The sequence below is a fragment of the Motilibacter peucedani genome, from assembly GCF_003634695.1.
GTDB lineage: Bacteria > Actinomycetota > Actinomycetes > Motilibacterales > Motilibacteraceae > Motilibacter > Motilibacter peucedani.
This window is the reverse complement of the sequence record NZ_RBWV01000009.1, coordinates 321,754-342,664: the sequence shown is the minus strand read 5'-3', so window position 1 is coordinate 342,664 and position 20,911 is coordinate 321,754. Positions and strand designations below refer to the sequence as shown.

Genomic DNA, 20,911 nt, shown 5'->3' with positions numbered 1-20,911 from the left:
CATGACTGCTCCCGCCCTGCCGGGCACGCACGCCCTGCCCGGCCGGGCCCTCGCTGCCGCCGGCGTGACCGTCCTGGCCTGGGCGTCGGCGTTCGTCGCCATCCGCGGCGTTGGCCACGGCTTCGGGCCCGGACCGTTGACGCTCGGCCGCCTGCTCATCGGCACGGTCGCGCTCGGTGGCCTGCTGCTCGTCCGCGGCCGCTGGGTCGCGCCGACGCAGCGCGAGTGGCTGCTCCTCGTCCTGTGCGGCCTCTCGTGGTTCGCGGTCTACAACCTCGCGCTCAACGCCGCTGAGCGCCGCATCGACGCCGGCACCGCCGCCATGCTCGTCAACGTCGGCCCGGTGCTCATCGCCCTGCTCGCCGGCGCTCTGCTCGGCGAGGGCTTCCCGCGCCCGCTGCTCACCGGGGCAGCCGTGGCGTTCGCCGGAGCGGTCGTGATCGGCGTCGCCACGACGACCGACGCCCACGCTGACGGGCTGGGCGTCGTCCTCAGCCTGCTGGCCGCAGCGACGTACGCGGTCGGCGTGCTCTCGCAGAAGCCGCTCCTCGCGCGCCTGCCGGCGCTCCAGGTCACGTGGATCGCCTGCGCCGTGGCGTCCGTCGCCTGCCTGCCCGCGGCCCCGTCGCTCGTGCACGACCTCGGCTCGGCATCGGCCGGGCAGACGGCAGGTCTGGCCTACCTCGGGCTGGTGCCCACGACGCTCGCCTTCACGACCTGGGCCTACGCCCTGGCGCGGGTGCCGGCGGGTCGGCTGGCGGTGACGACCTACCTGGTGCCGCCGGTCACCGTGCTGCTCGCCTGGCCGCTGCTCGGCGAGGTGCCGCCGGCGCTCGCTCTGCTCGGTGGGGCGCTCGCGCTAGCGGGCGTCAGCATCACCCGCCGGCGGTAGCCCGCAGGCGGGCGAGGAGGTCCGACACCGGGCCGAGGGTGATCAGCCCGCTGCCCGCACCGGCCAGCTCGCCGCTCGCAGGCCCGAGCGCGTCCATCGCCCGACCGGCCGCCGCGGCGTCGCCCACCTCACACGCAGCGAGACCGACCAGCGCCCACACCGCCTCGAGCAGCAGCCCGGGCGGCGGGTCCGGGACGCTCGCCAGCGCCCCGGGCGCGTCACCACCGGACCGCGCGAGCAGCAGCGGCCGGACCCACGGCTCGTACGGCCCCCACTCCCCGTCGAGCCCCACCGCGGCGCCGGAGCGCACGGTGAGCGAGAGACGCACGAGTGGCGCGAGCCCGGTCGCGAGGCCCGGCATGCCCGACGACGGCAGGTTCGCCAGCACCGCGTCGTACGCCGCCGTCGCCTCCGGAACAGATCCGCCGACCGCGAGCCGCAGCGCCCGGTAGAAGCCGGTGAACACCCGGACCAGCGGCCGCTCGTGGCTGCCCGCCAGCGCGTCCGCCGCGGCCGCGTGCCTGTCGGCTGCGGCGAAGTCGCCGACGGCGCTGCGAGCCTGCATCCGAGCGAGGTGCCCCAGCGCGAGGAACCCCTCGAGCGCGTGCCGCGACGACACCTCGATGAGCTCGGCGCCCAGCGCGTCGCGCTCGGCCGAGCGTCCCGCCGGAGACGTCGCGTGCAGCAGCTGGGCGTTGAGAGCGAAGGCGAGCACGGCGGGGTCGTCGAGGCCGCGGGCAAGCTCCACCGCGAGCCGGGCCGCCTGCGGTCCCCGCGCCGAGGTCGTGCCGCGGGTCTCGACGCCGACCGTCGCGAGCAGCCGGGCCCGCAGCGAGGGCGGCGCGGAGACCGGCAGCTCGCGCAGCGCGCGCTCGGCCGCGGCGACGACGCGACGCGCCTGCTCGGGGTCGTCGAGCGTCGTCCACACGGCCGGCACGTCATAAGCGCCGATGACCCGCGCCGTCAGCACCGGGTCGCCGAGCGAGTCGGCGGCCGCCACGACGGCGGCGCGCTGCTCCCTCGCGGCCAGCAGGCCGGGCCCGCCCGTCACGGCCAGGCTGCGCAGGACGCCGACGGTCGACTCCAGCCGGGCCCGCGGACCCGGCGCCGCCGTCCGTGCGTAGGTGGACGTCGCCCGCTCCCAGAGCTGCTGCACCGGGTCCGGCGCCAGCTCGTCGGGCCGTCGGAGCAGGTCGTCCTCCAGTGCGCGCAGCGCCGGTCCGGGGTCGAGACCGAGCTCGTCGGCCAGCGTGCCCCGCGCCAGACGTACCGCCTCGAGCGCCTCCGCCCGCCGGCCGGAGCCCGCGAGCGAGAGGGTCAGCAGCCGCCAGCCCTCCTCGCGCCACGGGTGCTCCGACACGTGGGCGCGCAGGTCGGCGACCGCCTCCCGGGGGCGACCCAGCGAGAGCAGCGCGCCGCCACGGAGCTCCACCGCCTGCAGCCGCAGCTCGGCCAGCCGCGCGCGCTCGGCCCGCGCCCACTCGCGGTCGACGTACGCCGCACCCCGCCAGAGCGCGAGCGCCTCCTCGCTGAGCTGCAGCGACGCCTCGGGCACCGCGCGAGCCGCGGCGGCGACCGCCGCCTCGAAGCGCCAGGCGTCGACCGCGACGGCGCGCACCGCGTACCCGGCTCCCTCGGTCACCAGCAGGGACGGCCGGGAGCGCGGCGCACGCTCCGGCTCGAGCGCGCGGCGCAAGGCAGCGACGAACGTACGCAGCGCCGCCACCGGGTCGCCGGCGGGCTCCTCGCCCCAGAAGTCGGCGACGAGCCGGTCGACGGGCACGACGCGGCCGCGGGCGAGCACCAGCCGGGCGAGGAGCTCGCGGTGCCTCGGCCCGCCGAGCGCGACCTCGGAGCCGCCGCGGAACGCCTGCACCGCCCCGAGCACGGTGACCTCGACGCTCGCTGCTGGCTGCACGCCAGCCCACGCTAGCGGCGCTCATCCGCTGCTCATCCAGCCGCCGGAGGGTGGTCGAGCACCCCGACGAGAGGACCGATCCATGACGACCCCCACCCTCCCTGGCTCCACCACCCGCGTGCCGGTCTCCGACGGCGTGGCGCTGTCAGTCACCGTGCTCGGCGAGGGGAGTCCCGTGGTCCTGCTGCACGGCTTCCCGCAGACCTCGCTGATGTGGCGGCACGTCGCCCGGGGGCTGGCCACCGACCACACCGTCATCTGCCCCGACCTGCGCGGCTACGGCGCGAGCGACAAGCCCGCCGAGTCGGGCCCCGACACCTACTCCAAGCGCACCATGGCCTCCGACGTCGTCGCGCTCGCCCGCCACCTCGGCCACGACCGCTTCGCGCTCGTCGGCCACGACCGCGGGGCGCTGGTCGCCTTCCGCGCCGGGCTCGACGCGCCCGACGCAGTCACCCACCTGGGCATCCTCGACGTGCTGCCCACGCTCGACATGTGGGACGTGCTCTCGGGGGCGGGGGCCGCCGTGGCGTTCCACCTCTACCTGATGGCGCAGCCGCCCGGCCTGCCCGAGCAGATGGTCGCCGCCAGCGCCGACGCGTTCTTCGGCTGGTTCCTCGACACGTGGGGCGGCGGGCCGGACGTCGTCGCGCCCGAGGTGCGCACCGCGTACCTCGACGCCTGCCGTTCGGCGGTGCCCTCCATCGTCGCCGACTACCGCGCCTCAGCGGGCGTCGACGCCGAGCACGACCGCGCGTCGCGGGCGGCGGGCGAGCAGCTGCGCATGCCCGTCACCGTGCTGCAGCAGGACTGGGGCGCGGCGCTCGGCTACGACGCCGCCGCGCTCTGGCGCGCGTGGGCGCCGGACCTCGACCACCGCACGGTCGCCGCCGGCCACTTCATGGCCGAGAGCGCGCCCGGCACCGTGGTCGACGCCGTGCGCGCGCTGCTGGCGCGCTGACGGCACGCCTGCACGGGCGCTCGATGGGCGGCCCGCGGCAGGCAGATGCGGCTCGTCGCCTTGTGCGAGTGTCCGGTTGGCCTTAGTTTCCGCCTGTTGGAGAGTCGTCAGCCCGGTGCCCGCCCTCGTGGCGGCGCGGGGGCCAGGGGCCGGCACCGTCGCCGGCACCGTCGAAGGGGAGCAGATGAGCATCAGGCAACGACGCGCGGTCGCCACGGCCGTGCTGGCCACGTCGGTCACCGTGCTGAGCGCGTGCGGGTCCGGGTCGACCGCGTCGAACGGCGCGTCGGCCGACACGTTCAAGGGCAAGCCGACCGGCACGCTCAACGCGTGGGCGTTCGACAACGCCGACGACGTCGGCAAGGCCCGCCTCGACTACGCCAAGGGCCAGCTCGGCGGGCTCGACATCAAGCTCGACCAGACGGCCTTCGACGCGCAGAAGTTCACGACCCGCATCGCGAGCGGCAACGTGCCCGACGTGGTGCAGATGAACAGCCAGTTCGTGGCGACCTACGCCGCGCAGGGGCTCATCACGCCCGTCGACCAGTGCCTGTCCACGCACTCGGTGACGGCGACGGACCACTGGTACCCGCAGGTCGTCGACGACGTGAAGTACGACGGCAAGATCTGGGCGGTCCCGCAGTTCTACCAGCCGCCGGCCATCATCCTGAACAAGCGCGTGATGGACGCCGCGGGCGTCACGGCCGCCGACATCGACACCTCGAAGCCGGAGGCGCTGATCGCCGCGGCGAAGAAGATGACGAAGGCCAGCGGCGGCAACCCGACCACCATGGGCTTCAACCCGGTCCCGACCGGCCAGCCCGGGCTGTGGCTGCTCGCGTTCGGCGGCAAGCTGATCGGCGACCAGGGCAAGCCGGCCCTCGACGACCCGAAGAACGCGCAGGCGCTCACGTTCCTCAAGCAGCTCGTCGACGCGCAGGGCGGCTGGGCCAAGATCAAGAGCTTCACCGACTCCTTCGACGTCTTCGGCGACAAGAACCAGTTCGTCAAGGACCAGGTCGGCGCCGAGGTCGACGCGCAGTGGTACGTCAACGTCCTCACGCCCTACGTCAAGCAGGTGGACATCTCGGCAGTGCCGCTCAAGGACTCGAGCGGCCAGCCCGTCACGGCGGCCAGCGGCACGGCGTTCGTCATCCCCGCGGGCGCCAAGAACCCGGCCGCCGCGTGCGCCTGGATGCTCGACCTCACCTCCGACGCCGGATGGATGGCGGCCGGCGCTGCCCGCGCTGCCACGTTGAAGGCCAAGCCGGGTGCCATCAACACCGGGCTGTTCACCGGCTCGCCGTCGGCCGACAAGAGCATCCGCTCGACCTACGTCAAGCCGAGCGGCAACGCCGGCTTCGACCAGACGATCAACACCTACTACAGCATCCTGCCGACGGGGAAGTCGTTCGGCTCCTCGCCCGCCGGCCAGCAGATCCAGACCGAGATCACCAACGCGATCGCCTCGGCGCTGCTGGGCGAGAAGTCGCCCGCGGACGCGCTGAAGGCGGCGCAGGACGCGTCGATGCAGGCCTACACCAAGGTCGTGAAGTAGCCGGTCGTCCGGGCGTTGACTCGAGGGTTGCGTGACTTCCACCTGACCTGGCAGGCGGAAGTCACGCAAAGCGCGGGAGCTCAGCCCTTGCGGCCCTGCGTGGCCACACCCTCGATGAAGTAGCGCTGCGCGAAGGCGAACACCGCCAGCATGGGCAGCGTCACCAGCAGGGCGGCCACCATCACGAACTGGTAGTCGCCGTGGCCGCCGTTGGTCGGGCTGAACTTCGTCATGGCGTAGGCGATGCCGAGCGGGACGGTGAACCCGTCAGGAGATCCGCCGTTGAGGTAGATCAACGCGCCCTGCAGGTTGTTCCAGCTCGCCTGGAACTCGAAGACGAACACGATGAGGAACGCGGGGACGGCCAGTGGCATCGCGATGCGCCAGAAGAGCCCGAAGTAGCCGGCGCCGTCGATCCGCGCCGCCTCGAACAGCTCGCGCGGCACGCCGAGGAAGAACTGGCGCAGCAGGAAGATGTAGAACGCCGACCCGAACAGGTTGGACCCGAACAGCGGCACCCAGGTGCCGATGAGGCCGAGGTCCTTCCAGATGAGGTACTGCGGCACGAGCGTGACGGCCGTCGGCAGCATCATCGTGGCCAGCACGAGCCCGAACAGCAGGTTGCGCCCGGGGAAGCGGAAGTAGGCGAAGCCGAACGCGACGACCGAGCTGCTGACCGCGACGAGCCCCGCCGCGATCACGGCGATCGACACGCTGTTGAACAGCCAGTGGAGCAGCGGCAGCCGCTGCCAGACCTCGACGTAGTTGTGGAACACGAAGGTCTTGGGGATCAGCGCGTTGTCGAAGACCTGGCCCCGCGGCTTGAGGCTCGAGGCGAGCAGCCAGACGAAGGGGTAGAGGAACAGGCAGGCGAAGGCGACCAGCACGACCCACAGCAGACCGCGTACGGCCAGTGACCTCGGCTGGTGCCAGGGCCGGCGGCCTCGGGGGCTGGCGAGCTCGAGACCCACCGGCTCGTCCTCGACACCGACGGAGCGGGTGACGCTCATGAGCTCTTCTCGCCCTCGTAGTAGACGAACCGGTTGCCGACGCGCACCTGCACCAGCGTGACCAGCATGACGATGACGAACAGCACCCAGGCCATCGCGGCGGCGAAGCCGAAGTCGAACTGGCGGAACGCCTGCTGGAACAGGTAGACCGCGTAGAACAGCGACGAGTCGGGGGACGCGTTGGTCTGGTCGCGCCAGAACAGCAGGTAGGCCTGGTCGAAGACCTGCAGAGCGTTGATCGTGAGCACGATGACGTTGAAGAAGATCGCGCCGGAGATCATGGGGACGGTGATGCTGAAGAACTTGCGAACCGGACCGGCACCGTCCAGCTCGGCCACCTCGTAGAGGTCGCGAGGCACGTTCTTCAACGCTGCCAGGAAGATCACCATCGTGCCGCTGACGCCCCACAGCGTCATCAGCACGATCGACGGCTTCACCCACGCGGGGTCGACGAGCCACTGCGGGCCGGGGATGTGGAAGAAGCGCAGGAAGGAGTTGACCGCACCCGTGTTGCCGTTGAGCAGCAGCAGGAACATCGAGGCCGTCGCCACCGACGGTGTCATCTTCGGCAGGTAGTAGAGAGTGCGGAAGACGCCCGCCCCACGGGTGACCCGGTTGAGCAGCGAGGCCAGCAGCAGTGCGAAGCAGATCTCGGCTGGAACGGCCATGAGTGCGTAGACGAGCGTGTTCTTCAACGACTGCAGGACTTTGGGGTCGTCCAGCAGCCCGCGGTAGTTCGACAGGCCGGTCGGTGTGGCGGTGTTGGTCGCGAGGTTGTAGTTGCTGAAGGAGATCACCAGGCTGTAGACCATCGAGCCCACGGTGAACACCAGGAAGCCGATGATCCACGGCAGGATGAAGAGGTACGCGGCTCGCGTCTCGCGCGCGTTGTGCCGTTGACGTCGCGGCGGGGCGGTCGCCGCAGGTGCCGAGGTGGCGACCGCTGTCACGTCTCTTCCCAAGGACCACCTGGCGTCGTTACCATTGCGTGAGAGTAAGCCGCACCACATCGCACCGCAAGGGCGGCGCGCGTCGAGTGGTGCCCTCCGCAGACCAGTCACCGGGAGGTGGCCGTGGGCGCACGCGGGCAGGACTACGACCGGGCGCTGGCACGCGCCGACGAGCACGCCCGGCACTGGCTGGGTTCGGTCGGCGAGCGGCCGGTGCCACCGCGTACCGACGCCGACGCCGTCCTCGCCACGCTCGGCGGGCTGTTGCCCGAGTCGCCGCAGGCGGCCGACGAGGTGGTCGACGCCCTGGCGGCGGCCGTCGAGCCGGGCCTCATGGCGATCGGCTCCGGCCGGTTCTTCGGCTGGGTCATGGGCGGCACGCTGCCGGCCGCCCTCGCCGCCGACTGGCTCGTGAGCACCTGGGACCAGAACGCCGGCATGCGCGCCGCGACGCCCGGGGTGGTCGCTGCGGAGGAGGCGGCGGCCGGCTGGCTGCTCGACCTGCTAGGCCTGCCGAGCGCCGCCGAGGTCGGCTTCGTCAGCGGTGCCACGATGGCCAACTTCACCGGGCTGGCGGCCGGCCGGACCGCGGTGCTCGCCCGCGCCGGCCATGACGTCGTGGCCGACGGGCTGCAGGGGGCGCCCCGCGTACGCGTCCTCGTCGGCGCCGAGCGGCACGACACCGTCGACCTCGCGCTGCGCTACCTCGGGCTGGGGCGACCCGAGCCCGTGCCCGCCGACGACCAGGGACGCGTCCGGACCGACGCGCTCGCGGACGCCCTCGCCGCGCTGCCGCCGGGGTCGCCGGTGCTGGTCTGCCTGCAGGCCGGCAACCTGCACTCGGGCGCCTTCGACCCGTTCGCCGAGGCGGTCGAGGTCGCCCACCGGCACGGCGCGTGGGTCCACGTCGACGGCGCCTTCGGGCTGTGGGCCGCCGCCTCGCCGGCACTGGCCCACCTCACCGCGGGCATGGCTGGCGCCGACTCGTGGGCGAGCGACGCCCACAAGACGCTCAACGCGCCCTACGACTGCGGCATCGCCGTGGTCGCCGACCGGGCGGCGCTGCGCTCGACGATGGGAGTGCACACGAGCTACCTGATCGCCGCCGGCGACGACGGGCCGGGGGACCCGCACGAGCGCGTCCCGGAGCTCTCCCGGCGCGCCCGCGGCGTGCCGGTCTGGGCGGCGCTGCGCTCCCTCGGCCGCACCGGGGTTGCCTCGTTGGTCGACGGACTGGCCGCGAACGCGCGGGAGCTCGCCGCCGGCATCGCCACCGTCGAGGGCGCCGAGGTGCTCAACGAGGTCTGCTACACCCAGGTGTGCGTCAGCTTCGGCAGCGACCAGCGGACCCGCGCGGTGACCGCCCGCCTGCTGGCGGACGGCACCGCGTGGATGTCCGGCTCGCGCTGGCGGGGGCGCGACGTCCTGCGCGTGTCGGTCAGCAACTGGACGACCGACGCCGACGACGTACGCCGCTCCGTCGACGCGGTCCGCCGCGCCGCCTCCTAGCCCGAGCGGGGGCTAGCGGAACGAGGCGGTGGCGGGGTCCGGGCCCATCCGCTCGCCCGTGTCGAGCGTGGCGATGCGGGCCATGTCGTCGTCGCTGAGCTCGAAGTCGAAGACCTGGATGTTCTGGGCGATGCGCTCGGGGTTGACCGACTTCGGGATCGCGACGATGCCGAGCTGGACGTGCCAGCGCAGCACGACCTGGGCGGGCGTCTTGCCGTGCGCCTGCGCGATCTCGGCCAGCACCGGCTCGTCGAGCAGCCCCTTGCCCTGCCCGATCGGGCTCCAGGCCTCGGTGACGATGCCGTGCTGCGCGTGGAACTCGCGCAGCTCGGCCTGCGGGAAGCGCGGGTGGAGCTCGATCTGGTTGAGCACCGGCACCGTGTCGGTCTCGTCGAAGAGCCGCTGCAGGGTCTCCTTGGTGAAGTTCGAGACGCCGATGGCGCGGACCCGGCCGCTGGCGTGCAGCTCCTCGAACGCCTTCCAGGTCTCGACGTACTGGTCGTACATCGGCAGCGGCCAGTGGATCAGGAACAGGTCGAGCACGTCGAGACCGAGCTTGTCCATGCTCGCGTCGAACGCGCGCAGCGTCTTGTCGCGGCCGTGCTCGCTGTTGGTCAGCTTGGTGGTGATGAAGAGCTCGTCGCGGGGCACGCCGCTCTCGCGGACCGCCTGGCCGACTCCCTCCTCGTTGCCGTAGCCCTGCGCGGTGTCGATCAACCGGTAGCCCGCCTCGATGGCGGCGCGGACGGGAGCGACGGTCTCGGTCGGCGGGATCTGGAAGACACCGAAGCCGATCTGGTCGATCGTCATCCCGTTGGTGAGCGTCAGCGAGGTCATCGATGTAGTAGCCATGCCAGCCAGCGTTCCCCGGCCGCGCCGCGACGATGCGGCCGGTGCGGGGTGCGCCTGGTCACCGAGCAACTAGGCTGCTCGCAGGACGCGCGCCGGTGCGCGCGCGCCCGGCGTTGAGACAACGGCGCGAGCGACCCTGTGCACGTGCCGTCCCAGGAAGATGCAGATGACCGACCGGACGTGGCTGCCCCCGGCCGACGCCTTCAGCGAGTTCGCGCGGCTCGACCTGCGCACCGAGAGCCTCCAGGACGTCCTGGCCAAGGTCTCGCGGCTCGCCACCCAGACCATCCCCGGCACCTCCGAGGCGTCGGTGACGCTGCTCGAGGGCGACCGGGGCACGACGCCGGCCTGGAGCGGGGAGCTGGCCCGCGACCTCGACGAGGCGCAGTACGCGACGGGCCAGGGCCCCTGCCTCGCGGCCGCCGCGGGCGGCGAGCTGGTGCTCGTCCCCGACCTCGCCTCCGACGACCGCTGGCCCGACTACATTCCGACCGCGGTCGCCCGGGGCGCCCGCTCCTCGCTCTCCGTGGCGCTGCCCGTGCAGGAGACGGTGACCGGCGCGCTCAACCTCTACGCCACTCAGCCGCACGCCTTCGACCAGGAGTCGGTGGCCCTGGCCCGCACCTTCGCCGGCTACGCCGCGATCTCCGTGGCCAACGCCCACCTGTTCGCCTCCACCGCCACGCTGTGCCGGCAGATGGAGTCGGCGCTCGCCTCGCGCGCGGTCATCGAGCAGGCGAAGGGGCTGATCGTGGGGCAGCGGCGCTGCACGCCGCAGCAGGCCTTCGAGGTGCTGGTCCGGGCCTCCTCGGTCAGCAACCGCAAGCTGCGCGACATCGCGGCCGACCTGCTCGACGCGGCCCAACAGCCCCGGTGAGTGCTCGTCCACAGCCCCGCCGGTTCGGGTTGTGGAGCCCACGGAGCGTCGCTATGGTCGCCTCGAATCCTCGCAATTGCACCAGTCCAGACGTTTGTGCCGAAGCGCTACTCTCCGTAGAGTGAGCGCTTCTCCGAGTAGGTGACCGTCGTCAAGCGGCCACTCTGCGTGATCGGCCGAGGGGCCAGAGACGGAGCTGACGTGCGGGTCCTCGGGGTCAACACCGTCTTCCACGACCCGGCGAGCGCGCTCGTCGTCGACGGCGAGATCGTCGCCGCCGCGGAGGAGGAGCGCTTCAACCGGCGCAAGCACGGCAAGCCCAACGTGCCGTTCTCCGCCTGGGAGATGCCGACGCTGTCGGCCGCCTGGTGCCTCGAGCAGGCCGGCGTGCGGGCGCGCGACCTGGACGCCGTCGCGGTGTCGTTCGACCCGTCGCTCACCCGGCCGCCGGAGGAGCTGGGGCTCGACGACCCGTGGGACCCGCTGCGCGTGACGTTCGCGACGCGTACGCCGTCGCTGCTCGCCGACGCGCTGCCCGGCCTCGACCCCGACAAGGTCGTCTTCGTGCCGCACCACAAGGCGCACGCCGCCTCCGCGGCGCTCGCCGGGCCGCACCGTACGTGCGCGTCCCTCGTCCTCGACGGGCGCGGCGAGGCCGCGTCGCACCTGGCTGGCAGCTACCGCGACGGCGCCCTCGAGGTGCTGGCGGCCCAGTCGCTGCCGCACTCGCTGGGGTTCCTCTACGAGGACCTGACCGCCCACCTCGGCTTCCACCGCTCCAGCGACGAGTACAAGGTCATGGCGCTGGCGAGCTACGGCAAGCCGCGCCACCTGGCCGACTTCAGCGAGCTCGTCCGCACCACCGACGACGGTGGCTTCGTGACCGAGAAGATCGACTGGGAGGCCTACGCGCCCCGCGGCACCGGCGAGCTCACCGAGGCCCACGCCGACCTCGCCGCCACCGTGCAGAAGCGGCTCGAGCAGGTGCTGCTCGAGCTCGCCACCTGGATCCACGACCGCACCGGCCACCGCGCCCTGACGATGGCCGGCGGCACGGCCCTCAACTGCGTCGCCAACGCGGTCATCCTGCGAGACGGCCCCTACGACGAGGTCTGGGTGCAGCCGGCCGCGGGCGACGCCGGCACGGCGCTCGGCGCCGCCCTCCACGTGGCGCAGGAGCGCGACCGGCTCGGCGCGCCCATGACCACGGCCGCGCTCGGCCGCGGCTTCTCCGACGAGCAGCTCGAGCAGGCGCTGAAGACCGCCCGCGTCCCCTACGACCGGCCCGCCGACCTCGCGGCCTCCGTCGCCGACGACCTCGCCGCCAACCGGGTCGTCGCGTGGTTCCAGGGCCGGGCCGAGTACGGCCCGCGCGCGCTGGGCCACCGCTCGCTGCTCGCCAACCCCGGCCTGGCGGCCAACCTCGAGCTGCTCAACGACATCAAGGGCCGCGAGCAGTTCCGCCCGGTGGCGCCGCTGTGCCTTCTCGAGCGGGCGTCCGACATCTTCGAGGGCCGGATCCCGAGCGAGTACATGCTGTTCGTCCACGAGGTGAAGCCCGGCTGGCGCGACCGGATCCCGGCGGTCGTCCACGTCGACGGCACCGCGCGCGTGCAGACCGTCGACCGGGCGACCGAGCCGCTGCTGGCCGGCCTGCTCGACGCCTTCGAGGCGCGCACCGGCGTGCCTGTGCTGGTCAACACCAGCCTCAACACCGCGGGCCGCCCGATCGTCGACTCACCGAGCGACGTGCTCGAGCTGTTCGGCTCGGCGCCGGTCGACACGCTGGTGATGGGCCCGTTCGTCGTGCGCAGGGCCGACGTGTTCGCAGGTGGGAGCCCGGCCGCGTGAGGGCCGCTGCGGGCTGGAGCGTCGTCGTCCCCACGGTCGGCCGGCCCAGCCTCGAGGTGCTGCTCGACTCGCTGGCGGCGCAGCCGCACCGGCCCGCGCAGGTCGTGGTGGTCGACGACCGCCGCGAGCCGCTGACCGCTCTCGCACTGCCCGAGGGCGTCGAGGTCGTACGCAGTGGTGGCCGCGGCCCCGCGGCCGCCCGCAACCTCGGGTGGCGGCGGACGCTCACTCCGTGGGTCGTCTTCGTCGACGACGACGTCGTGCTGCCGGCCGGCTGGTCCGACGCGCTCGTGGCTGACCTCGTCGAGGCGGACCCCGCGCTCGGCGGCAGCCAGGCGCGCCTGCGCGTACCCCTGCCCGGCGGCCGGCGGCCGACCGACTGGGAGCGTGGCACGGCCGGTCTCGAGGCTGCCCGGTGGGCGACCGCCGAGATGGCCTACCGACGGGCGGCGCTCGAGGCGGTGGGCGGCTTCGACGAGCGGTTCCCGCGCGCCTTCCGCGAGGACGCCGACCTCGCCGCGCGGGTGCGCAGGGCCGGCTGGACCCTCGCGCGCGGCTCCCGCGAGGCCGTCCACCCGGTGCGCCCGGCGAGCCGGCTCGCGAGCCTGCGCCAGCAGCGCGGCAACGCCGACGACGTGCTGATGCGCAAGCTCCACGGGCCGCGCTGGATGGCCGACACCGAGTGCCCGCCCGGGCGGCTGCCGTGGCACGTCGCGACGGTGGCCGCTGCCGCAGGAGCGGTCGGCGCGCTCGCGCTGCGGCGCCCGCGTACGTCTGCTGTGCTCACCGCGGGGTGGCTCGCGCTCACCGCCGACTTCGCCGCCCGCCGCATCGTGCCCGGGCCGCGCACGCGCGACGAGGTCGAGGAGATGGTGCTGACGTCGGTGCTCATCCCGTTCGCCGCGGTCGGGCACCGCCTGGCCGGCGAGTGGCGGCACCGAGACGCCGAGCCGAAGCCGGTCCCGGCGCCGGCAGCACAGGCGGAGACGGCAGCGCCGGCCGTCAGGGCGGTGCTCTTCGACCGCGACGGCACGCTCATCCACGACGTCCCCTACAACGGCGACCCCGCCCGGGTCCGTCCGGTCGACGACGCCTCCGAGGCGGTCGCCAGGCTGCGCAGCTCCGGCGTCGCGCTCGGCGTGGTCACCAACCAGTCCGGCATCGCCCGCGGCCTGCTCACCCGCGACCAGGTCGACGCGGTCAACGGCCGGGTCGACGCGCTGCTGGGCCCGTTCGACACCTGGCAGGTCTGCCCGCACGGGCCCGAGGACGGCTGCGCCTGCCGCAAGCCCGGCCCCGGCATGGTGCTCGCCGCGGCCGACGCGCTCGGCGTCGAGCCCGCCGCGATCGCGGTCATCGGCGACATCGGAGCCGACGTCGGCGCGGCGGAGGCCGCCGGCGCCACCGGCATCCTCGTGCCCACGCCCGCGACCCGCGCCGACGAGGTCGACGCGGCCGCCCGCCGCGCCGGCTCGCTCACCGAGGCGCTCGACCTGCTGGGCGTGCCCCGGTGAGCCGCGTCCTCCTCGCCCGCCTCGACAGCTTCGGCGACGTGCTGCTCGCCGGCCCGGCCGTGCGCGCGGTCGCCGCCTCCGGCGCGCGGGTCACGCTGCTCGTCTCGCCGACCGGAGCCCCCGCCGCCGAGCTGCTGCCCGACGTCGACGAGGTGGTGGTCTGGGACTGCCCGTGGACCGGGTTCACCCCGTCGCCCGTCGACGCGGCCGACGTGCTGGGACTGGTCGACCGGCTGCGCGGGCTCGAGATCGACGCCGCCGTCGTGCTCACCTCGTTCCACCAGAGCCCGCTGCCGCTCGCGCTGCTCCTGCGCATGGCCGGGGTCGCCCGCATCGCCGGCACCAGCACCGACTACCCCGGCTCGCTGCTCGACCTGCGCCACCCGCCGGGCGGCCCGCACGAGGTCGAGCGCAACCTCTCCCTCGTCGCGGCGGCCGGCTGGCCGCTGCCGGAGGGCGACGACGGGAGGCTCGCACTGCGTACCCCGCTGCCCGAGCCGCCGGTGGCGCTCGAGCGCGGCTACGTCGTCCTGCACCCGAGCGCCTCCGTGCCGGCCCGGAGCATCAGCGCTGCGCAGGCCCGCGACATCGCGGCGGCGCTGCTGCGCCACCACGACGTCGTCCTCACCGGCGCCGCCTCCGGCCGCGCGCTGGCCGACACCGTGGCCGCCGCGGCCGTCGGCGCGGAGCACCGGCTCGTCGACCTCGTCGGCGCCACCAGCTTCGCCGAGCTGGCAGCCGTGCTCGAGCGCGCCCGCTGCACCGTCGCGGTCAACACCGGGCCGGCGCACCTGAGCGCTGCGGTCGGCACCCCGGTCGTCAGCCTGTTCGCGCCCGTGGTCGCGGCCGAGGCGTGGGCGCCGTGGGGCGTGCCGGTGGCGGTGCTCGGCGACCAGGGCGCCGAGTGCGCGGCGAGCCGCGCGCGCACCTGTCCGGTGCCGGGCCACCCGTGCCTCTCCGGCGTCGCGCCCGACGACGTGGTCGCCGCCGTCGACTCGCTCCTGGCGGTGGCCGCATGAGGATCCTGCTCTGGCACGTGCACGGCTCGTGGGCGACCGCCTTCCTGCAGGGCCGGCACGACTACGTCCTGCCCGTGCTCCCCGACCGCGGCCCCGACGGGCTCGGGCGCGCCCGCACCTGGGACTGGCCGGCCTCGGTCGTCGAGCTGCCGCCCGAGCGGCTCGCCGAGCCGCGCCCCGACGTCGTGGTGCTCCAGCGCCCGCACGAGGCGGCGCTGCTCGAGCAGTGGACCGGGCTGCGCGCGGGCGTCGACGTGCCGGCGGTCTACGTCGAGCACAACACCCCCGAGGGCGACGTCACCGGCATGCGCCACCACCTCGCCGGGCAGACGCGCGTCCCCGTCGTCCACGTGACCGAGTTCAACCGGATGATGTGGGACAACGGCTCGGTCCCCACCCGCGTGGTCGAGCACGGGGTCCTCGACCCCGGTCCGATCTGGACCGGCGAGGTGCCACGGCTCTCGATGAGCGTCAACGAGCCCGTACGCCGGTGGCGCGTCGCCGGCATGGACCTCGCCGCCGCGGTGGCGGGCAGCGTGCCGGTCGACGTCTACGGCATGGGCACCGACGCGCTGGTCGACAGGGAGCCGGCCTTCGCCAGCGGGCTGCACGAGAACCTGACGCAGGCCGGCCTGCACCTGCGCATGGCCAGCCACCGCGCCTACCTGCACACCTACCGCTGGACCAGCCTGGGCCTCTCGCTGCTCGAGGCGATGGTGCTCGGCTCGCCGGTGCTCGTGCTGGCCGCGACCGCCGCGCCCGAGGCCGTGCCGGCGGGGGCTGGGCTGGTGTCGAGCGACGTACGCGCCCTCGCGGGCGCGGCGCGCGACCTGCTCGCGGACCCGGCTGCGGCGGCCCAGGCCGGGAAGCTCGCCCGCGAGCACGTGCTCGCGCACTTCTCGCTCGAGCGCTTCCTCGCCGACTGGGACGCCCTGCTGGCGGAGGTGGTCTGATGCGCATCGCCATGGTCTCTGAGCACGCCAGCCCGCTGGCGGTGCTCGGCGGCGAGGACGCGGGCGGCCAGAACGTCCACGTCGCGGCGCTGTCCACGGCGCTCGCGCGACGTGGCCACGACGTACGCGTCTACACCCGCCGCGACGCCGCTGACCTGCCCGAGCGGGTGCCCTTCGCGCCTGGCGTCGAGGTCGTGCACGTGCCGGCGGGCCCGCCGGAGGCGCTCGGCAAGGACGCGCTGCTGCCCTACATGCCCGAGATGGGCGCCTGGCTCGCGCGCGGGTGGGCGCGCGAGCGCCCCGACGTCGTGCACGCCCACTTCTGGATGTCGGGGGTCGCGGCCGAGGCGGCGCTGCGTACGCTGCCCGCCGCCCCGCCGCTCGCGCAGACCTTCCACGCGCTCGGCGTCGTGAAGCGGCGCCACCAGGGCTCCCGGGACACGAGCCCGGCCGAGCGCGCCGCTCACGAGTCGCGGCTGCTCGCCGGCGTCGACGCGGTCGTGGCGACCTGCCGCGACGAGATCTCCGAGCTGCTCGCGCTCGGGGCGGTCGCCGACCGGCTCCACGTCGTGCCCTGCGGGGTCGACACCGCCGTGTTCCATCCCGCCGGCCCGGCCGAGGACGCGTGGAGCGCCGAGGCGCGGACCAGGCTGCTCTGCCTCGGGCGGCTGGTCGAGCGCAAGGGCGTGCACACCGCGGTGGAGGCCCTGGCGCTGCTGCCCGGCGCCGAGCTCGTCGTGGCCGGCGGACCGGCCGCCGAGGCGCTCGACTACGACCCCGACGTGCAGCGCCTGCGCGCGCACGCCGCCGCGCTCGGCGTCGCCGACCGGGTGCGCTTCGTCGGCCGCGTCGACCCGGCCCGCGCCGCCCGGCTGCTGCGAGGGGCGCACCTGCTGCTCGCCGTGCCCGCCTACGAGCCCTTCGGCATCGTCCCGATCGAGGCGATGGCGTGCGGCACCCCGGTCGTCGCCTCGGGCGTCGGCGGGATGCTCGACACCGTGCTGCCCGGGGTGACCGGCCTGCACGTCCCGCCCGGCGACCCGTCCGCCGTGGCGGCCGCCGTCTCGCGCGCGCTGGCCGACGCGGGCTGGCTGCACGCGGCCGGCAGGGCCGGGGCCCGGCGCGTGCGAGACCACTACACCTGGGACTCCGTCGCGGCCGCCACCGAAGCCGTCTACGCCCGTCTGCTCGAGCCCGCGCGGCCCACTGCCACCAGCCAGGGGAGACCTCCGGTGACGACCTACACCAGCCTGTCCGACCACCTCGACGACCTCGCCCGCGGGCTGACCGACCTCGCCGCCCAGAGCGACGAGATCGACCGCTGGGGCGAGCAGCTCGCCAGCTGCCTCGACGGTGGCCGCCTGCTGGTCGCGGGCAACGGGGGCAGCGCCGCGGAGGCGCAGCACCTCACCGCCGAGCTGGTCGGCCGCTTCGAGGGCGAGCGGCGCCCGCTCTCGGCGATCGTGCTCCACGGCGACACCTCGGCGACCACCGCGATCTCCAACGACTACGGCGCCGACGAGGTCTTCGCCCGCCAGGTCGAGGCCCACGGCAGGCCCGGCGACGTGCTCCTGTTGCTGAGCACCAGCGGGCGCAGCAGCAACCTGCTCGCCGCGGCGACCCGCGCCCGCGCCTGCGGGGTGGCGGTGTGGGCGCTCACCGGCCCGCGGCCGAACCCGCTCGCCGAGCTGGCCGACCGGGTGCTGAGCGTCGACGCCGCGTCGGTCTCCTCCATCCAGGAGGGTCACCTGGTCGCGGTCCACGCGCTGTGCGCGGCGGTCGAGCGCTCGCTGGCGAGGCTCGACGAGGTCGACCTGCGCGAGGTCGCCGACGGCGTGCTGCCGCCGGCCGGGGCCCGCCGGTGACGCGGCTGGTCGTCGTCGGTGACGCGCTGCTCGACCGCGACGTCGTCGGCACCGTCGAGCGCGTCGCGCCCGACGCGCCCGTGCCCGTGGTCGACGTCTCCGCCGTGCACGACCGGCCCGGCGGCGCCGGGCTGGCGGCGCTGCTCGCCGCTTCGCCCGGCGTGGAGGTGACCCTCGTGACGGCGCTCGGCGCCGATGCCGCGGGGGAGCGGCTGCGTACCCTGCTCGCCCCCGCCGTGGCGCTCCACGAGCTCGCGCTGCGCGTGCCGACCAGGAGCAAGACCCGCGTACGCGTGCGCGGCCAGTCGCTGCTGCGCCTGGACAGCGAGGGCTCGGTGCTCGACCTCGAGCCGTCCGCCGCTCCGGCAGGGCCCGGCGCGCTCGACCCGAGCGCGCTCGAGCTGCTGCTCGCCTCGGCCGACGCGGTGCTCGTCGCCGACTACGGCGGCCCGGTGACCGCAGCGCCTGGGGTCCGCGACGCTCTGGCGGCCGCCGCCCGGGCGGTGCCGGTCGTCTGGGACCCGCACCCCCGCGGGCTGGAGCCGGTCGCCGGCTGCGCCGTCGTGACGCCCAACCGGGCCGAGGCCACCCTGCTGGGCGGAGCTGCCGACGACCTCGCCGCGCTCGGCGCCGCGCTCGCCGCCCGGTGGAGCGCCGGCGCGGTCGCGGTCACCGACGGCGCGCGCGGCGTCGTGCTCGCCAAGGGTGCGGGCGCCACGCGGCACCGCGCGCAGCCGTGCCCCGACTCGGTCGACACCTGCGGCGCGGGCGACCGCTTCGCGGCAGCCGTGGCTGCCGGGCTGGGCACCGGGCTGCCCCTGCCCGCCGCCGTCGACGCGGCCGTCGAGGAGGTCGCGGCCTGGCTCGCGGCCGGGGGCGTCGGTGCCCTCGCGAATCCGGAGCCGGGTGCTGCGCCGCTGCTCGACGACTCGCCGACCGCCGAGGACGTCGTCGCCCGCACCCGCGCCCGGGGTGGGCGCGTCGTCGCCACCGGCGGCTGCTTCGACCTGCTCCACCCCGGCCACCTCTCGCTGCTGCAGGCCGCGCGCGGGCTGGGCGACGCGCTGGTCGTGCTGGTCAACTCCGACGACAGCACCCGCCGGCTCAAGGGCCTGGAGCGGCCGGTCAACCCCGCGGCCGACCGCGTGCGCATGCTCGAGGCGCTGGCCTGCGTCGACGCGGCCGTCGTGTTCGAGGACGACCGGCCCGACGCGACCCTCGAGCGGCTGCGCCCCGACGTCTGGGTCAAGGGCGGCGACTACCGGCTCGAGGACCTGCCCGAGGCCCGGGTCGTCGAGTCCTACGGCGGCCGCGTCGAGATCGTCCCCTTCGTCGAGGGCCGGTCGACCACCGCGCTCCTCGAGCGCCTCGCCCGCCCCGCCGTCCTCAGTCCGAACGTGTCGGCCCGTCCGCCCTGGTCGGGCGCCGACGGCTTCGGACACAGCGAGTGAGGGGGAGCGCGCCGGCGGGATGGGACGACGGCGCCGACGCCCCTGACGCCCCGGTGCTCGTGCTGCGCGCCCTCGGGCTCGGCGACGCGCTCACCGGCTTCCCCGCCCTGCGGGCGCTGCGCCGGCTGGTCGCGCCGCGCCCGGTCCTGCTGGCCGCGCCCGAGGCGGTCGGCCGCTGGCAGGTCGAGCTCGGCGTCGTCGACGGGCTGGTGCCGACCCGCGGGCTCGACGGCCCGCCGCCCGGACGCGAGCTCGGCCTGCACGACGCCGTCGACCTGCACGGCAACGGTCCGGCCAGCCGCGACCTGCTGCGCGCTGCCGGTCCTCGCCGCCTGCTCGCCTTCGAGCTCGACGGCATCGCGTGGGACCCCGACGAGCACGAGGTACGCCGGTGGTGCCGCCTCGTCGAGGCCGTCGGCGCGCGGTGCGACCCCGAGGACCTGCGGCTGCGCTCGCGCGCGGAGGCGGAGGCCGCTCGCGGCCGGGCCGTCGTCGTGCACCCGGGCGCTGCGTACGCCGCCCGCCGGTGGCCCGCGGAGCGCTGGGCCCGGGTCGCGGCGGACCTCGCCGCGGCCGGGCACCAGGTGCGCATCACCGGCGGACCCGGGGAGGACGCGCTGGTGGCCGAGGTGGCCGCGCTCGCCGGCCTGCCCGGGGCGCCGGTCGGCGTGCTGCCGCTGCCCGAGCTCAGCGCGCTGCTGGGCTCGGCCCGGCTGCTGCTCTGCGGCGACACCGGCGTCGCCCACCTCGCCACCGCCCTGGCCGTGCCCTCGGTGCTGCTGTTCGGCCCGACGCCGCCCTCGAGCTGGGGCCCGGCGATCGACCCCGACGTGCACACCGTGCTGTGGCGGGGCACCGGACGCGGCGCGCCCAACGCCGACACCGTCGACGCCGCGCTGCTGCGGATCGAGCCCCCTGACGTCGTCGAGGCCGCGCTGCGGCTGATCGCCGGCACCGACCCAACGATGGAGGAGAAGGCATGAGCAACGACCTGAGCGGCCGCGTCGCCGTGGTGACCGGAGGCGGCAGCGGGCTGGGGCGCGCGACGTCGACCTTGCTGGCCGAGTCCGGCGCCCACGTGCTGGTCGCCGACGTCAACGCCGAGAACGCCAGGACCACGGTCGAGCAGATCACGTCCGCCGGCGGCAGCGCGGAGGCGGTCGACCTCGACGTCACCTCCTCGGAGGCGGTCGACGCGTTCTTCCAGAACGCGTTCGCGCAGCACGGCGAGAGCCTGGACGTCCTCGTCAACAACGCGGGCACCGACCGCGGCGCCGACATCCCCGAGCTGAGCGACGAGCAGTGGCACGGCGTCTTCGCCGTCAACGTGCACGGGCCCTTCTACACCGCCCGCGCGTTCGTGCGCGGCGTGCTCGCGGCGGCACCGACACGTACCCGCCCTGCCGACATCGTGTCGATCGTCTCGATCTCGGCGCTGACCGTCGGCGCGGGCGCCGGCGCCTACAACGCCTCGAAGGCCGCCCACCTCAAGCTGACCGAGGTGCTGCAGACCGAGTCGCGCGAGCGCGGCTGGCCGGTGCGGGTGTGCGCGGTCAACCCGGCCGCGATGAACACGCCGATGATGGACCAGTGGAACCTGCCGCAGGAGCGGATGATGGACCCGCGCGACGTGGCCGGCATGGTGCACGCCGCGGTCTCGCTGCCCGCCGGCGTCGTGCTGCAGACGGTCGTCATCACCAACCGCACGGAGACCTACCCGCGCTGAGCAGG

Annotated in this window: 17 protein-coding genes; 13 read left to right on the top strand and 4 right to left on the bottom strand. The window is 74.9% G+C overall.

Going from position 1 to position 20,911, the window contains the following annotated elements; translation table 11 throughout:
• Position 1 precedes the first annotated feature (1 nt).
• On the top strand, positions 2-892 hold the full coding sequence (locus tag CLV35_RS03165; RefSeq protein ID WP_121191943.1) for a DMT family transporter: 891 nt from the start codon (positions 2-4) through the stop codon (positions 890-892).
• Here CLV35_RS03165 and CLV35_RS03160 read toward each other — a convergent pair.
• A complete protein-coding gene (locus tag CLV35_RS03160) occupies positions 876-2,810 on the bottom strand; it encodes a BTAD domain-containing putative transcriptional regulator (protein WP_231121423.1) in 1,935 nt (644 codons plus the stop codon). The two genes, CLV35_RS03165 and CLV35_RS03160, sit on opposite strands and share 17 nt — an antisense overlap.
• A gap of 82 nt (positions 2,811-2,892) precedes the next feature.
• Between CLV35_RS03160 and CLV35_RS03155 the strand changes: the two genes are divergently transcribed.
• Positions 2,893-3,771: an alpha/beta fold hydrolase gene (locus CLV35_RS03155; protein WP_121191942.1), complete on the top strand. Its 879-nt coding sequence runs from the start codon at positions 2,893-2,895 to the stop codon at positions 3,769-3,771.
• 184 nt (positions 3,772-3,955) lie between these two features.
• Entirely contained in the window at positions 3,956-5,329 is a 1,374-nt protein-coding gene (locus CLV35_RS03150) for an ABC transporter substrate-binding protein (RefSeq protein WP_121192335.1), read from the top strand.
• Between the two features lie 80 nt (positions 5,330-5,409).
• On the opposite strand, the gene CLV35_RS03145 is transcribed toward CLV35_RS03150, so the two are convergent.
• Together CLV35_RS03145 and CLV35_RS03140 are read right to left on the bottom strand one after the other, a co-directional pair.
• Positions 5,410-6,339, bottom strand: a complete 930-nt coding sequence (locus CLV35_RS03145; protein WP_121191941.1) for a carbohydrate ABC transporter permease — start codon at positions 6,337-6,339, stop codon at positions 5,410-5,412.
• The gene (locus CLV35_RS03140; protein WP_231121421.1) at positions 6,336-7,289 is read right to left on the bottom strand and encodes a carbohydrate ABC transporter permease; all 954 of its coding nucleotides are present in this window, start codon (positions 7,287-7,289) and stop codon (positions 6,336-6,338) included. The genes CLV35_RS03145 and CLV35_RS03140 overlap by 4 nt, the downstream gene beginning before the upstream one ends.
• 123 nt (positions 7,290-7,412) lie before the next feature.
• On the opposite strand from CLV35_RS03140, the gene CLV35_RS03135 reads away from it, so the two are divergent.
• Positions 7,413-8,798 carry a pyridoxal phosphate-dependent decarboxylase family protein gene (locus CLV35_RS03135; RefSeq protein WP_121192334.1) on the top strand — a complete coding sequence of 462 codons (1,386 nt, stop codon included), beginning with the start codon at positions 7,413-7,415 and terminating at the stop codon, positions 8,796-8,798.
• Positions 8,799-8,810: 12 nt separating this feature from the next.
• Here the strand turns inward: CLV35_RS03135 and CLV35_RS03130 are convergent, their stop codons facing one another.
• Positions 8,811-9,650: an aldo/keto reductase gene (locus tag CLV35_RS03130; RefSeq protein WP_121191939.1), complete on the bottom strand. Its 840-nt coding sequence runs from the start codon at positions 9,648-9,650 to the stop codon at positions 8,811-8,813.
• 166 nt (positions 9,651-9,816) lie between these two features.
• Between CLV35_RS03130 and CLV35_RS03125 the strand changes: the two genes are divergently transcribed.
• The 9 genes from CLV35_RS03125 (at position 9,817) to CLV35_RS03085 (ending at position 20,906) form a co-directional block, all read left to right on the top strand.
• Positions 9,817-10,527 (top strand): GAF and ANTAR domain-containing protein, encoded by a 711-nt coding sequence (locus CLV35_RS03125; RefSeq protein WP_121192332.1) that lies wholly within the window; start codon positions 9,817-9,819, stop codon positions 10,525-10,527.
• 201 nt (positions 10,528-10,728) lie between these two features.
• Positions 10,729-12,378, top strand: coding sequence for a carbamoyltransferase family protein (locus CLV35_RS03120; RefSeq protein ID WP_121191938.1), 1,650 nt, complete (start codon positions 10,729-10,731; stop codon positions 12,376-12,378).
• Complete coding sequence (locus tag CLV35_RS03115; RefSeq protein ID WP_121191937.1) at positions 12,375-13,892, top strand: HAD-IIIA family hydrolase; 1,518 nt, start codon at positions 12,375-12,377, stop codon at positions 13,890-13,892. Before CLV35_RS03120 ends, CLV35_RS03115 begins: the two co-directional genes overlap by 4 nt.
• On the top strand, positions 13,889-14,911 hold the full coding sequence (locus CLV35_RS03110) for a glycosyltransferase family 9 protein (protein ID WP_121191936.1): 1,023 nt from the start codon (positions 13,889-13,891) through the stop codon (positions 14,909-14,911). The genes CLV35_RS03115 and CLV35_RS03110 overlap by 4 nt, the downstream gene beginning before the upstream one ends.
• The gene (locus CLV35_RS03105) at positions 14,908-15,864 is read left to right on the top strand and encodes a glycosyltransferase (RefSeq protein WP_121191935.1); all 957 of its coding nucleotides are present in this window, start codon (positions 14,908-14,910) and stop codon (positions 15,862-15,864) included. The genes CLV35_RS03110 and CLV35_RS03105 overlap by 4 nt, the downstream gene beginning before the upstream one ends.
• The gene (locus CLV35_RS03100; protein ID WP_121191934.1) at positions 15,864-17,729 is read left to right on the top strand and encodes a glycosyltransferase; all 1,866 of its coding nucleotides are present in this window, start codon (positions 15,864-15,866) and stop codon (positions 17,727-17,729) included. Before CLV35_RS03105 ends, CLV35_RS03100 begins: the two co-directional genes overlap by 1 nt.
• Positions 17,726-19,180 (top strand): D-glycero-beta-D-manno-heptose 1-phosphate adenylyltransferase, encoded by a 1,455-nt coding sequence (rfaE2, locus tag CLV35_RS03095; protein WP_121191933.1) that lies wholly within the window; start codon positions 17,726-17,728, stop codon positions 19,178-19,180. Before CLV35_RS03100 ends, rfaE2 begins: the two co-directional genes overlap by 4 nt.
• Complete coding sequence (locus CLV35_RS03090) at positions 19,177-20,163, top strand: glycosyltransferase family 9 protein (protein ID WP_231121418.1); 987 nt, start codon at positions 19,177-19,179, stop codon at positions 20,161-20,163. Before rfaE2 ends, CLV35_RS03090 begins: the two co-directional genes overlap by 4 nt.
• Positions 20,160-20,906: an SDR family NAD(P)-dependent oxidoreductase gene (locus CLV35_RS03085; protein ID WP_121191931.1), complete on the top strand. Its 747-nt coding sequence runs from the start codon at positions 20,160-20,162 to the stop codon at positions 20,904-20,906. The genes CLV35_RS03090 and CLV35_RS03085 overlap by 4 nt, the downstream gene beginning before the upstream one ends.
• Positions 20,907-20,911 lie beyond the last annotated feature (5 nt).

Bases quoted from the DNA above. Each gene is read 5' to 3' on its own strand.
- CLV35_RS03165 (WP_121191943.1), top strand. From the start codon at position 2: ATGACTGCTCCCGCCCTGCCGGGCACGCACGCCCTGCCCGGCCGGGCC.
- CLV35_RS03155 (WP_121191942.1), top strand. From the start codon at position 2,893: ATGACGACCCCCACCCTCCCTGGCTCCACCACCCGCGTGCCGGTCTCC.
- CLV35_RS03150 (WP_121192335.1), top strand. From the start codon at position 3,956: ATGAGCATCAGGCAACGACGCGCGGTCGCCACGGCCGTGCTGGCCACG.
- CLV35_RS03145 (WP_121191941.1), bottom strand. From the start codon at position 6,339: ATGAGCGTCACCCGCTCCGTCGGTGTCGAGGACGAGCCGGTGGGTCTC.
- CLV35_RS03130 (WP_121191939.1), bottom strand. From the start codon at position 9,650: ATGGCTACTACATCGATGACCTCGCTGACGCTCACCAACGGGATGACG.
- CLV35_RS03125 (WP_121192332.1), top strand. From the start codon at position 9,817: ATGACCGACCGGACGTGGCTGCCCCCGGCCGACGCCTTCAGCGAGTTC.
- CLV35_RS03105 (WP_121191935.1), top strand. From the start codon at position 14,908: ATGAGGATCCTGCTCTGGCACGTGCACGGCTCGTGGGCGACCGCCTTC.
- CLV35_RS03100 (WP_121191934.1), top strand. From the start codon at position 15,864: ATGCGCATCGCCATGGTCTCTGAGCACGCCAGCCCGCTGGCGGTGCTC.
- CLV35_RS03085 (WP_121191931.1), top strand. From the start codon at position 20,160: ATGAGCAACGACCTGAGCGGCCGCGTCGCCGTGGTGACCGGAGGCGGC.